At 64.3% G+C, this 13,504-nt stretch carries 10 protein-coding genes and 1 pseudogene; 4 read left to right on the top strand and 7 right to left on the bottom strand.

Features of this window, described 5'->3' with window-relative positions:
- Positions 1–202: 202 nt before the first annotated feature.
- Complete coding sequence (metE, locus tag DOM57_RS14785; protein WP_110649963.1) at positions 203–2,551, bottom strand: 5-methyltetrahydropteroyltriglutamate--homocysteine S-methyltransferase; 2,349 nt, start codon at positions 2,549–2,551, stop codon at positions 203–205.
- 126 nt (positions 2,552–2,677) lie between these two features.
- On the opposite strand from metE, the gene DOM57_RS14780 reads away from it, so the two are divergent.
- Positions 2,678–3,604, top strand: a complete 927-nt coding sequence (locus DOM57_RS14780; RefSeq protein ID WP_110649962.1) for a LysR family transcriptional regulator — start codon at positions 2,678–2,680, stop codon at positions 3,602–3,604.
- Between the two features lie 72 nt (positions 3,605–3,676).
- Here DOM57_RS14780 and DOM57_RS14775 read toward each other — a convergent pair whose 3' ends face one another.
- Complete coding sequence (locus DOM57_RS14775; protein ID WP_110649961.1) at positions 3,677–5,311, bottom strand: ATP-binding protein; 1,635 nt, start codon at positions 5,309–5,311, stop codon at positions 3,677–3,679.
- A gap of 67 nt (positions 5,312–5,378) precedes the next feature.
- Entirely contained in the window at positions 5,379–6,098 is a 720-nt protein-coding gene (locus tag DOM57_RS14770; protein WP_110649960.1) for a winged helix-turn-helix domain-containing protein, read from the bottom strand.
- Positions 6,099–6,363: 265 nt separating this feature from the next.
- On the opposite strand from DOM57_RS14770, the gene DOM57_RS14765 reads away from it, so the two are divergent.
- Entirely contained in the window at positions 6,364–6,798 is a 435-nt protein-coding gene (locus DOM57_RS14765) for an NUDIX hydrolase (RefSeq protein WP_239496251.1), read from the top strand.
- A gap of 4 nt (positions 6,799–6,802) precedes the next feature.
- Here the strand turns inward: DOM57_RS14765 and DOM57_RS14760 are convergent, their stop codons facing one another.
- The 3 genes from DOM57_RS14760 to DOM57_RS14750 all read right to left on the bottom strand — a co-directional run bounded on the left by DOM57_RS14760 (position 6,803) and on the right by DOM57_RS14750 (position 10,766).
- Complete coding sequence (locus DOM57_RS14760) at positions 6,803–7,339, bottom strand: carboxypeptidase-like regulatory domain-containing protein (RefSeq protein ID WP_110649959.1); 537 nt, start codon at positions 7,337–7,339, stop codon at positions 6,803–6,805.
- Between the two features lie 167 nt (positions 7,340–7,506).
- Positions 7,507–9,984, bottom strand: a complete 2,478-nt coding sequence (locus DOM57_RS14755; protein ID WP_110649958.1) for a glucose/quinate/shikimate family membrane-bound PQQ-dependent dehydrogenase — start codon at positions 9,982–9,984, stop codon at positions 7,507–7,509.
- A 158-nt stretch (positions 9,985–10,142) separates the two neighbouring features.
- Positions 10,143–10,766, bottom strand: coding sequence for a YbhB/YbcL family Raf kinase inhibitor-like protein (locus tag DOM57_RS14750; RefSeq protein ID WP_110649957.1), 624 nt, complete (start codon positions 10,764–10,766; stop codon positions 10,143–10,145).
- Between the two features lie 209 nt (positions 10,767–10,975).
- Here DOM57_RS14750 and DOM57_RS22750 point away from each other — a divergent pair.
- Positions 10,976–11,068, top strand: a pseudogene (locus DOM57_RS22750) (hypothetical protein); the annotation flags it as partial.
- 30 nt (positions 11,069–11,098) lie between these two features.
- Here DOM57_RS22750 and DOM57_RS14740 read toward each other — a convergent pair.
- Positions 11,099–11,800, bottom strand: a complete 702-nt coding sequence (locus DOM57_RS14740; protein ID WP_110649956.1) for an extensin-like domain-containing protein — start codon at positions 11,798–11,800, stop codon at positions 11,099–11,101.
- 174 nt (positions 11,801–11,974) lie between these two features.
- Here DOM57_RS14740 and DOM57_RS14735 point away from each other — a divergent pair, with 174 nt between their 5' ends.
- Positions 11,975–13,477 (top strand): CoA-acylating methylmalonate-semialdehyde dehydrogenase, encoded by a 1,503-nt coding sequence (locus DOM57_RS14735; protein ID WP_110649955.1) that lies wholly within the window; start codon positions 11,975–11,977, stop codon positions 13,475–13,477.
- Positions 13,478–13,504: the final 27 nt, after the last annotated feature.

Raw genomic sequence — 13,504 nt, 5'->3', positions numbered from 1 at the left:
TCAGGCGTAGCGCTTAGAACCCGTTTACGGTCTCGCGAGCTAGAGCCTCGATTTTTGGATAATTCGGGGCAAAAACACTTGAGGAAAGGACCGGGCTCGCGTACGAGTTTACATGGGGTTAAATGAGCATTCCGAAAGTGTTTGACTCGCTTCGCTCACCCTACGGGCCAGCCTTCGGCTGTTGTCTCCGCTGCGCTCCGGCTCAACGACGTTTGGCCGACGCGCAGCAGATCGTAGACAGGTTCTTACGCAGTTCACGCGCTGCCTCGACCATATTCGCCAGTGCCGGCTCCACTTCGGCCCAGCCGCGCGTCTTGAGACCGCAATCCGGATTGACCCACAGCCGCTCGGCGGGGATCTTCTCGGCCGCCTTGATCATCAGATTCACCATCCACGCCTTCTCGGGGACGTTCGGCGAGTGGATGTCGTAGACTCCCGGCCCGATCTCGTTGGGCCCGATTTTGCTGGAATCACCGAAGTCCTGGAAAGCATCCAGCAGTTCCATGTCGGAGCGCGAGGTCTCGATGGTGATGACATCGGCGTCCATCGCTGCAATCGCACCGATGATGTCGTTGAACTCGGCATAGCACATGTGGGTGTGGATCTGCGTCTCGTCGCGTACCACGGCCGCACTCAACTGGAAGCACTCCACCGCCCAGTCGAGATAGGCCTGCCATTCGGCCTGGCGCAGCGGCAGTCCCTCGCGCAGCGCCGGTTCGTCGATCTGGATGATACCGATGCCGGCCCGCTCCAGGTCGGCCACCTCGTCGCGCAGCGCCAGCGCGATCTGGCGGCAGGTGGTGGCACGCGGCTGGTCGTCGCGCACGAACGACCACTGCAGGATGGTCACCGGGCCGGTCAGCATGCCCTTCATCGGCTTGTCGGTCAGCGACTGGGCGTACTCGCTCCAGCGTACGGTCATCGCCTCGGGACGCTCGACGTCGCCGAAGATCAGCGGCGGCTTGACGCAACGCGAGCCGTAGCTCTGTACCCAGCCGTTCTGGGTAAAGGCGAAACCGCCGAGCTGCTCGCCGAAATATTCGACCATGTCGTTGCGTTCGGCTTCACCATGGACCAGCACATCGAGGCCCAGCTGCTCCTGGCGCTCGACCACCAGCGCGATCTCTTCGCGCATGCGGGCTTCGTAATCCGCCAAGCCAAGCTCGCCCCGCTTGAAGTCGCGGCGGGCAGCGCGAATTTCCTGCGTCTGCGGGAAGGAGCCGATCGTGGTCGTCGGAAACAACGGCAGTTTGAATCGCTCACGCTGTGCCGCGGCCCGAATCGTATAGGCGCTGGCGCGACGCGTATCGGCAGCCTCGACCCTGGCCAGGCGCTCGGCAACCTGCGGCTTGTGGATACGCCGGGATTCGCGGCGTGCCGCCAGTGCCCGATCGGCGTCCGCGACACGCTGGCGATCGATATCGGTTTCGCGGCCGTCGATCCGATGCGCCAATGTCACCACCTCGTCGAGCTTCTGGCGGGCGAAGGCGAGCCAGCGCTTGAGTTCCGGGTCGAGCCGGGTTTCGTTGTCGAGGTCGACCGGCACGTGCAGCAGCGAGCAGCTCGGCGCCAGCCACAGGCGCTCGCCGAGACGCGCCTTGGCCTCCTCGAGCGTGGAGGCGAGCTGGCGCAGATCGGCGCGCCAGATGTTGCGACCATCGATGACACCAAGAGAGAGCACCTTGTAGGATGGCAGGCGGTCGAGCAGCGCGGTCAGTTGTTGCGGCGCGCGTACCAGATCGACGTGCAACCCTTCCACCGGCAGACCCACGGCCAAGCCCAGGTTGTCACCGAGGCCACCGAAGTAGGTCGCGACCAGCAGCTTGACGCCGGCGGACTGCAACTTGTTGTAGGCGACCTCGAACGCACGCTGCCACTCGCCCGGCAGATCCTGCACCAGCGCCGGCTCATCGAGCTGGACCCACTCGACGCCGAGCGCCGCGAGCCTGGCCAGAATCTCGCCGTAGGTGGCGACCAGTCCATCGAGCAGTGATAACCGGTCGAGCCCTTCGCTCTTGGACTTGGCCAGCCACAGCCAGGTTATCGGACCGGTCAGCGCGACCTTGACCGGGTGCCCCTGCGACTTCGCCTCGGCGACTTCCTCGAACAGGCGCTGGCTGGCGATGCGGAACGTCTGCCCTTCATACAACTCCGGCACCAGATAGTGGTAGTTGGTATCGAAGTACTTGGTCATCTCGCAGGCAGCCGCCGGCTCACCGCTGGGCGCACGGCCGCGCGCCATGCGGAAGTAGGTGTCGAGATCAACGTTACCATCAACCCTGCCGTTGACCTTGCCAAAGCGCGGCGGTACTGCGCCAACCAGCACGGAAGCGTTGAGCACCTGATCGTAGAAGGCGAAATCGCCCACGGTGACGACATCGAGTCCCGCATCACGCTGATCCTGCCAGTGCGCCTTGCGCAGTCGCGCGCCTTCCTGCTCGAGTTCGGCCCGGCTCAACTCGCCTTTCCAGTAGGCCTCGACGGCTTTCTTCAACTCGCGCCGGGCGCCAATGCGTGGATAACCGAGGGTGTGTACCTGCGTCGTCGTCATGAGTAGGGTCTCTAAGCGTTAACGGGTAGAATCAGGGATGAATTCGTTTGGCACGCAGTCTCGCTTGGCAGCGCATCCTGAATCAAACGCGTTTACCTAATCATCGACGTGAAAAATATTCATAGCATGCTCGAACTTCGCCACCTCCGCACGCTGATCGCTCTGCGTGACACCGGCTCGCTGGTCGAGGCCGCGGAGCGCGTGCATCTGACCCAGTCGGCGCTGTCGCATCAGATCAAGGATCTCGAGTCGCGTCTGGGCATGCCGCTGTTCGCCCGCAAGACCCGGCCGGTCGCGTTCACCCGCGCGGGCGAACGCCTGCTGGCGCTTGCCGAACAGGTCCTGCCGCAGCTACGGCTCGCCGAACGGGATCTGGCACGGCTCGCGGGCCACGAGCAAGGCCGCCTGCACATGGCGATCGAGTGCCATAGCTGCTTCCAGTGGCTGATGCCGACCATCGATCACTTCCGCGATCACTGGCCGGAGGTCGAGGTCGATATCCCCAGCGGCCAGAACTTCGACCTGCTGCCCGGGCTGACCCGGGAAGCCCTCGACCTGGTGATCACCGACAATCCACAGCCGCTGCCCGGCGTCCACTATGCCCCGCTGTTCCGCTACGAGGGCCTGTTGGCGGTGGCCAAGCAGCATCCCCTGGTGGGCAAGGCCTGGGTCGAGCCCGCCGACCTCGCCGCGGAGACGCTGATCGTCTATCCGATCGATCACTCGCGGCTGGACGTGTTCACCCAGTTCCTCGACCCGGCCGGCGTCCAGCCCAAGGAGATTCGCAGCGCCGAGTTGACGGTGATGATGATGCAGCTGGTGGCCAGCGGACGCGGCGTTTGCGCCCTGCCCAACTGGGCGCTGACGGAGTATCTGGAGCGTGACTACGTCAAGGCGCTGCCGCTGGGCAAGGATGGCGTATGGAGCACGCTCTACGCCGCCATCCGGGAGGAGAGCCGGGAACTGCCGTGGATGGAGGATTTCATCCGCACCGCGCGGGATACCTCTTTCGCGGTGTTGAGCGGCATCAAGCCGGCCGGCGCAGCGGATTGACGGGAAGGTTGGAGGCTGCGCGAAAAGTCGCCGGACGCAGGCGGTATTCGTATTGAGCCTGCGTCTCGACGGTCAGGCGTTCTGTTCATTGAAGGTCAGCGGATGAATGGCCTCGCGTCCATACAACGGCAGCAGCAGGCTGAAGCGAGCACCGCCGAGACGCTCGCTGCGATCGACGACCACGTTGCCGCCGTGCCAGGCCATGATCTTCTGCACGATCGACAGCCCCAGACCATACCCCCCGGAGCGGCGCGTGCGGCTGTCGTCGAGTCGGGCGAACGGCTTGAAGATGGTGATGCGGTCCTTCTCCGGCACCCCCGGACCATCGTCCTCGACATCGAAGCGTACTGCCCGCGGTTCGCGCAGCACACTGACGCTGACCTGGCTCTCGGCATGGCGACAGGCATTGGCGACGAGGTTCTGCAGCGCCCGCTGCAAGTAACGCGGCTCCGCCTCGACCTCGAGTTCTTCGCCCTCGGTCACGCTGAGAGTCAGGTGAGCGTGCAGCGGACTCAGGGTCTCCACTACCCGCCAGGCCAGCGCGCGGCACTCGAGACTCTCGGTCTTCAGGCTGACGCCCTGGGCATTCTCGCTGTCGAGCTTGGCGTAGGTCAGGATCTCGTCGATCAGGCGGTCGAGCTCGGCAATGTCCTCGTCGATTCCCTCTAGCTGACGGCGTGCACTGTCGTCGCGACTCAGATCCTCCAGCATCTGCACCGCGAAACGGATTCGCGCCACCGGCGTGCGCAATTCGTGGGAAACCGCGCGAATCATCTCCTGCTGACTACGCAGCAGCGACTGCACCTGGGCCGCCATGCCGTTGAGCGCCATTCCCAACCGGCCAAGGAAGTCGTTGCCGTCGACACGAACCCGCGAGCTGAGATGGCCGGCGGCAATTCGCGTCGCCGCCCGCTCCAGCCGTCCGACCCGGTCTTCGACGCTCCACACGATCAGATAGATCGCCCCGGCCAGGGTGATCAACACCATGATCAGCAGTGCCAGTGCCAGCGACAGCGGCATCGCTTCGAAGCTGGGCAACGGGCCGATACGCAACCAGCGGTCGGGGCCGACACGGGCATGGATGTACAGCGCGCTCAGGCCGGTTTCCAGCCGCACCACCACCTCGCCGGCGTCGAGACGCGTCGCCTGGATGGGATCGACGTCGGTGGGTGGCGTGGTATAGAGCCCGACCGGTACCTGGAACTGTCGCTCGACGCGACGCAGACGCTTGGCCTGGACCTCGTCCGACTCACCGCTCAGCCAGCTACGCAGCACTTCGGTGATGCCGCGCAACTGCATTTCGTTGAGACTATTGATGCGTGCCGCCAGCACCCAATCGGAGTGCGGCAGCTGGTAGAGCGAGCGCCAGCCATCCTCGGTCGACTCGATGACAGGACGGTTTTCCTGCAGCCGCGCGCGGGCGAAGTAGTCCAGCGACAACTCGTCGAGCGGGAACAGTCCCAGCGGCATTCCCAGCGTCGAGGCCATGGAGGCCAGCCACTCGTCGCGTTGTTCCATCGGCTGTCGCGAGACCAGGTCGGCCAGCAGCGCCAGGGGCCCGCTGACCAGACTCTCGCGATAGTGCTCCTGGCGCACCTTGTCGACCAGGAGAAAGCCGAACAGTGCCAGACCGAAGGTGATGACCAGCGCGGCCAGTAGCGCCAGGTAGAAGCGCAGGAAGGTGCTGTCGGTAAAGGATCGCCGCATCACTACTCTCGCGGGAAGTGTGGGGTGAGTCGAAGGGAAAGACGGCGACCGCGATCGCCGCCCTCTCTCAACTGTCCCTCACGAACAGATACCCCTTGCTGCGCACGGTCTTGATGCGATGGGGATGATTGGGGTCATCACCGATCTTGGGGCGAATGCGCGAGACGCGCACGTCGATGGAGCGGTCCTGGCCGTCGTACTTGATGCCGCGCAACTGCGAGAAGATCTCCTCGCGCGTCAGGACGCGGCCGGCGTTGTCGGCCAGCAGCCAGAGCAGATCGAACTCCGCGCTGGTGAGGTCGATACGCTCTTCGTCGAGCCAGGCTTCGCGCGTGGCGCTGTCGATCACCAGATTGTCGAAGGTGAGCCGCGTCGCCCCGCTGGAGGAGACCAGGCTGTCGGCGCGGCGCATCAGCGCCCGCATGCGGGCGAGCAGAACCCGCGGCTGGACCGGCTTGGGCACGTAGTCGTCGGCGCCCATCTCCAGCCCCAGAACCTGGTCCATGTCGTCGGTACGCGCAGTCAGCATCAGGATGGGACCGGCATAATGCGGACGTGCGCGGCGACAGATCGACAAACCATCCTCGCCGGGCAGCATCAGGTCGAGGATCACCATGTCCGGCTGTTCCTCGACGATTCTTTCCACCCCGTGAGCGCCATCGTGTTCGAGTCCGACCTGAAAACCATTGGCTTCCAGATACTCGCGTGTCAGATGCGCCAGTCGCTCGTCATCTTCGATGATCAATACGCGATCTTGATGTGCAGTGCTGTCCAAGCTGTCTTCCATCCCTTTGGTTGGCCTCGAAACCCTGCATACCACCGCTTCGTTTATTATGTGACGCTTGTCGGCATCGCTGAACGTCATACGGTGGGCCATCCCGACCCACGCCGCAACGAAACCCTAAGAAACGATACCGGATGCTACGTTCAACTGCTAAATGTAGCGGATAGAACCGCATCATACCCGAATTGTTCCGCTTGTAATCCAGTATCGTGAAATGGAAAGTCACTGTACGCCGAAATGATGAGCCGAAATCAGGGACAAGGGCATAATGATGACCGCCGACACCCGGACCGCGCATGACCCGTTCGTTCTCGACATCGCCGCCGCCGTTATCGTCGATGAACGTCGGCGGCTGCTCCTGGTGCGCAAACGCGGCAGCCGCTGGTTCATGCTAGCCGGCGGCAAGATCGACGTCGGCGAGACACCGGAGCAGGCCCTGCGACGGGAAGTCCGCGAGGAGTTGGGCGTCCAGGCGACGGACGCCGAGCTGATCGGAGAGGCCACGGCGGTGGCCGCCAACGAAGCCGATCACCGGGTCCATGCCCATCTGTTCTGGACCACGATCCAGGGCCAGGCCCGCGCACATGCCGAAATCGAAGAGATCCGCTGGGTCGACTGCGACGAAGCCGTGACATTACCGCTGGCTCCGCTGCTACGCAGCAAGGTGCTGCCGAAAGTTCGGGAACGTTTGGCCAGTATCTGATCGCTCATCGGCTCAAATCCACTTCCCGCGTCTGGCCATCGCCGATTTCGATCTGGCGAATGATGATCGGACTGCGCGATTCCCCACCCGGCAACAACACACTGCCGGCGACATAGAACACGCCGGCGGGAATGCCCCGGACAACGAAATAACCGTCGCTGTCGGTCTTGGCGTAGTGGGTATATTCCCGCGCGCGCGGATCGGCGGGCTCGATCCTGCGCCCGGAAAGCGCGACATCGGCGGCTTCGGCGGCGTAGCGGGTCGCCGGGGCGACGGAGATGGTCTCGTCGGCGCCGACGAGGGTCTCGCCTTGCGGCGTGGTGTAGGTCAGGCGCCCCTGGATCGCCGCGGTGCCATGCTTTTCGAGCCTGGCATACTCCTCGGCCGGGAACGGTATCTTGCGCTTGACCACGTTTTCGTCGCTGGAGGTACCGAAAATATCCGGCATCCGGAACGCTCCCGTCGACAGGCTTTCGCAGCCCGCCAGCACCAGCATGGTCAGCAACATCAACGCGCCGAGGCGCAGCCGTCCGATAACCATCGCTTCTCTCCCTGAATCCCCGTCACTATCCCTTGATGAAATCGATCATACGGTTTCGCGCCTGACGCCATGGCAACCAGCGTGCCAGCCTACGCCGCAATCTCGCAGCGAATACGCACAAAAACGCCACGTGCCCGGTAACAGGTGGCGTCATTGAACGCGATGCGCTATTGCGGCAGTGCATAGGCGATCACGTAGTCGCCCATCCGGGTGCCGAAGGTGCCGTGTCCACCGGCAGTGACGACGATGTATTGACGACCGTCGCTGCCGGCATAGGTCATCGGCGTGGCCTGACCGCCGGCGGGAAGGCGCGCCTTCCACAGCTCCTCCCCGGTGGTCAGGTCGTAGGCACGCAGGTATTGATCCAACGTGCCGCTGAGAAAGCTGACGCCGCCAGCGGTGGTGATGGGGCCGCCCAGCGCCGGGACGCCGACTCGCAGCGGGATCGGCAGGTCGAACGGCATGCTGTCGCGGGTGGTGCCGTTACGGTGCTGCCACACCATCTTCTGGCTGTTCAGATCGATGCCGGCGACGTTGCCCCAGGAGGGCGCCTGGCACGGCAGTCCCAGCATCGACAGCAGCGGAGCGAGCTCGACCGCATAGGATGCCCCGACATTGGGTTGCAACCCTTGCTCGCTGGCCGAGCCCTGCTGCCCTTCGACTTCTCCCCTCGGGACGAGGCGCGAGACGAAGGCCAGATAGTTGGGGCTGGTGAAGATCGCCTGGCGCGCGGGGTCGACGGCGATGCCGCTCCAGTTGAAGACGCCGACGTTGCCGGGATAGACGATACTGCCCTCGATCGATGGCGGCGTGTACTGTCCCTGATAATTGAGCGAGTGGAACTGAATCCGACAGAACAGCTGGTCGATCGGAGACGCGCCCCACATATCGCGCCCGGTCAGCGGTGACGGCAGCAGATTCAGGGCCGAGCGCGGCTGGGTTTCGGCCGTCCAGTCGCCTTCGGCGGCGCCACTCGGCGCCGGCACCTCCTCGATCGGCAGGATGGGCTCGCCGGTCGTGCGATTGAGTACGTAGAGACTCCCCTGCTTGGTCGGCTGGATCACCGCCGGAACCATGCCGTTTTGCGTCTGCATGTCGAGCAGGACCGGCTGGGCCGGCGTGTCCATGTCCCACAGGTCGTGATGGACGAATTGATAGTGCCAGCGCACCTCACCGCTGGCGATATCCAGCGCCACCAACCCGGCGCCGAAGGTCTCGTCGTTCTCGCTGCGATTGGCACCGTACTGATCGGGCGTGGCATTGCCCGTCGGCAGGTAGACCAGGCCGAGATTCTCGTCGACGCTCAGCGGCGCCCAGACGTTGGGTGAATTGCGGGTATAGGTCTCGTTGGCCCCAAGCGGCTCGGTCTCGTCCGGATTACCGCTATCCCAGTTCCACACCAGCTCACCGCTGCGCACGTCGTAGGCGCGAACCACCCCGGAAGGTTCGTCGGTGGAGCTATTGTCGGTGACATGCCCACCGATGATGACCAGATTCTCGGTCACCACCGGCGGCGAGGTGGAGTAGTAACCACCTGGCGCGAAATCGCCGATGTTGCGGGTCAGGTCGACTTCGCCATTCATGCCGAAGCCGGGGCAGCGTTCGCCGGTCTCGGCGTTCAAGGCGATCAGCCTCGCATCGGCGGTGGGCAGGAACAGCCGGCGCGGACACAACACGTCGGTCTGGCTGATCGGCGGCGCTATCGGCGTGACCCGAACACCGTTGGCCGCCTCATCAGCGTCATCGCCGGCGGCGTCCGGCGTGATGGCATCGGTCAGCGAACCGCTGCCGCCACCATCGTCGGCGTAATCCGAAACGTCGTAATAGGCCAAGCCACGACAGGTCATATGGGCCCAGCCGGAAAAGTCGTCGGCGCCCATCTCGTCGAGTTCGGGGTCGAAGCGCCACTTGACCTCGCCGGTCTCCGGCGACACAGCGATCGCACGGCTGTGAGAGGTACAGAGATAGAGGTTGTCGCCGACCTTGAGCGGCGTGTTCTCGTTGGTGATCTCCGGCGGCGATGTGGGGGTCGGAGTGTCACCGGTCCGGATGCGCCAGACTTCCTCGAGCTGGCCGACGTTATCCGGCGTGATCTGATCGAGCGACGAGTAATGCGTCCCGGCGTTAGTGCCGCCGTAGGCGGGCCAATCGTCACCGGCCACTTGCGCGCCGTCGATCACCTGGGCGCGGCGCTCGCTATCGAGCTGACCCTCGAGGGCCTGCGGATCCCGGAACTGGGTCATGACCGCCACCACGATCGCCAGCCCCACGGCGGCCACCAGCGCACCGCTGCCGAGCCGCGACGCCACCGGTTTGCGCCACCACGGCAACAGCAGCAGGACGCCCAGCACACAGGGGAGCGCCACTCGCGGCACCAACTGCCACCAGTCCAGCCCGACCTCCCACAGCGCCCACAGCAGCGTGCCCAGCAGGACGACGGCGTACAGCAGCAAGGCCGCGGGATGATGCCTGATCAGTAGCCAACCACTCAGCATCACGCCGACACCGGCGATCAGGTAGTACCAGCTGCCGCCCAGCACGATCAGCCAACCACCGCCCAGGGCCAGGGTCAGGCCGATCAGCAGCATGACGACACCCAGAATCCAGGCGGCGACCCGTCGGGATGGGGTCACACTCCTATTCATAACTCCCCCTCGCTCCCTCGATGGTCGCCGGTTTCCTGACAACGGCATCCCGAATGCGTTTGGCTCGCGTCGCTCGCCCTATGGGCCAGCCTCCGGCTGTTGTCTCCGCACAGCTCCGATGATGTTTGGCCGGCACATGGCAGATCGTGTACCGGCGCTCAGCGCAGATCGGGATTGAGCGTGTAGGTGCCGGTGACATGGGATTCGGCGAGTATATGGCCGGCCATGGCTTCACGCACCTGCTCGCCGGTGAATTCGCCTTCCAGGCCCAGCGAGGGAACATCCAGCGCAAAGAGGCTGAAGGTATAGCGATGGACGACCTCGTCGTTCCAGGGCGGGCAGGGGCCGTCGTAGCCACCATAGGTGCCAGCCATGTCCGGGTCGCCGGCCATGAACCCGGTGTAGCCGTTGATCCCTTCGATCCCCTTGGCCGTCTTGCCCGGCGTCTTGCCCCTGGGCACCACGCCGTCGGCCGCTTCGCCCTCCTCGACCAGGCGGACGTCCGCCGGAATGTCGATCAGCACCCAATGATAGAAGTCGACGCGCGGCAGATCGGCAGCGAGCGTCTTGCCCTCCTGGTTGACGTCATCGGCCACCCCCGGCACATCCGGGTCCATTACCAGCACCACGAAGCTCCGGGTGCCCTGCGGCGCATCGAGCCAGCGCAGTTCCGGGTTGCGGTTGTCGCTGAAGCGCATGTGCTGTTCGGGGTCGGGCACCGCAAAGGCGAACTTGGCGGGAATCGGCTGACCTTCCTCGATACCGTTGACGGTGAAACGCATGGCTCTCTCCTTGTCGTGGATCAATGCGATGGGCGAGCGCTGGTCGCTGCGAAAGCGTAGCGGGTAGTGCTACAGTCGCCATCGGAATTCACCGATAACCTTAGGGTTCCCGCAGGCGTTTGTCATGACCGATCTCGTTTCTCAGGACGTTCCTCCTGCCCGGTTGGGTTTTCGCATGCCGGCGGAGTTCTCCCCATGATGCCTGCTGGATGCTGTGGCCGCAGCGACCCGATAACTGGCGCCTCGGCGCCAAGCCGGTCCAGCGCGCCTTCGTTCAGGTCGCCGCCCGTGACACGGGCTTCGAAACATCGACGAGTCTGGATGTGGAAATTTCAGCGGCAGAAAGCCACGCCGCGCATGCCGAGATGGAAATGGTTGGCATGCGCGGCGTTGTAGTCCGGCCCCAGCGTCGTACCGAAGTAGCGACACGCCCCCTCCTCCGCCTCATGTAGAAATTGCGCCCTTTCTCCGTCCGCGTCCCAGTCGTCGAGCACGCTGATCCGCGTACCGTCCTCCAGGCGAAAAGCGGCGACATCCAAGGCCGAAGCGCTGGCGTGCTCGCTGCGTCGGGCATTCTCCCGGTGATAGATGTTGCGGCAGGCGAACGAGCCGTAATGCTGAACGGAGGCGACTCGCTGATCGAATAGCCGCGTCGCCAGCGGCTGAAGCTCGTGGCGTTCGAACATCGTCCACGCCAGCGCCAAGGGGCAGGTGGCGACGAAACTGGCATTGAAAGTGACACCGGTGCGCGCAAGACGCACCACGTTTTCCAGCGGGCAGCCAGCGGCCGGGGTGTAGTCCGCGAGCGGGGTATAGCGAATCGAAGGCGCGCTATCGAGCGCTGCGAGGCAGCCTTCGCGATCATTGGCCAGCCACTTGAGCTTGAGCTGGGTGACCGGCGTGACCGGATCGTTCACCACCAGCGGCGCGAACGGATTCCACTCCCGCGGCACTTGCCACAGGCCTTTGTCGAAGGCGACGCCGACGGCGATCAACACCAACCAAAGGATGGTAGACGCGCGCGGTCGTCTCATGGTTTCTGGGTAATCGTCACGTTTATCCGGCAAGCCTCTTCCGGCTTTGATGAATAGCAGCTATGGCAAATCGCAATCGACCGAAGGTATCAGCCAGGCGATGAATTTCTTACGATAACTCGCCTCACCGGCCAATGTCCCCCCTTCTCAATCCCGAGCCCGCAGGACAGCGATATGAACCAGATCCACCATTTTCTCGACGGCCAGAGCGTGACCGGTCACAGCGAACGCTTCGCTCCGGTCTACAATCCCGCCACCGGCGAGCAGGCCGCCCAGGTGGCCCTGGCATCCGCCGACGACACCCGTACCGCCATTGCCTCCGCCCACGCCGCCTTCCCGGCCTGGTCGAAAACCACGCCGCTCAAGCGCGCCCGCATCATGTTCAAGTTCAAGGCGCTGGTCGAGGCGCATGCCGACGAACTGGCGACGCTGATCTCGCAGGAACACGGCAAGGTGTTCTCCGATGCCAAGGGCGAGCTGACCCGAGGCCTGGAAGTGGTCGAGTTCGCCTGCGGCATTCCGCATCTGCAAAAGGGCCAGCACTCGCTGGATGTGGGCACCGGCATCGACAGCTTCTCGCTGATGCAACCGCTCGGGGTGTGCGCCGGCATCTCGCCGTTCAACTTTCCCGCCATGGTACCGATGTGGATGTTTCCGATCGCCCTGGCCTGCGGCAATACCTTCGTCATGAAACCGTCCGAGAAGGATCCATCGACGCCGCTGCGCCTGGCCGAGCTGCTCACCGAGGCCGGATTGCCGGACGGCGTGTTCAACGTGGTCAACGGCGACAAGGAAGCGGTCGATGTGCTGCTCAGCGACGAGCGCGTCCAGGCAGTGAGCTTCGTCGGCTCCACGCCGATCGCCGAATACATCTACGCCACCGCGTCAAGCCACGGCAAGCGGGTCCAGGCCCTGGGCGGGGCCAAGAATCACATGGTGATCATGCCCGACGCCGATCTCGACCAGGCCGTCGATGCACTGATGGGCGCGGCCTACGGCAGCGCCGGCGAACGCTGCATGGCGATCTCGGTGGCAGTGCCGGTGGGCGAGGAAACCGCTCGGCGGCTGCGCGAGAAGCTGGTGGCCAAGCTCGACGGCCTGCGCGTCGGCCCGGGTCTCAATGATGGACCGGATAACGACATGGGCCCGCTGGTGACCCGCGAGCACCTGGAGAAGGTACGCGGCTACATCGATATCGGCGTCGAGGAAGGCGCCGAGCTGGTGGTGGACGGCCGCCAGACCCAGGTGCCCGGCGCGGATGGCGGCTTCTTCATCGGCGGCACGCTGTTCGACCACGTCAAGCCAGGCATGCGCATCCACAGCGAGGAGATCTTCGGCCCGGTGCTGTCGATCGCCCGCGCCGCCAGCTTCGACGACGCGGTGGCCATGATCAACGACCACGAGTTCGGTAACGGTACGGCGATCTTCACCCGTGACGGCGATGCCGCACGTCAGTTCTGCGAACAGATCCAGGTCGGCATGGTCGGCGTCAACGTGCCGATTCCGGTACCGATGGCGTTCTACAGCTTCGGCGGCTGGAAGCGCTCGCTATTCGGACCGCTGCACGTTCACGGCCAGGACGGTGTGCGTTTCTACACCCGCATGAAGACCGTGACCCAGCGCTGGCCCAGCGGCATCCGCAGCGAAACCAATCAATTCACCATGCCGACCCACTAAGCGGCTTCATTGACGTTACCGACGCCG

The organism is Salinicola peritrichatus (assembly GCF_003206715.1).
In the GTDB taxonomy this organism is placed as follows: Bacteria; Pseudomonadota; Gammaproteobacteria; order Pseudomonadales; family Halomonadaceae; genus Salinicola; species Salinicola peritrichatus.
This window is presented reverse-complemented; position numbering and strand designations above follow the sequence as displayed.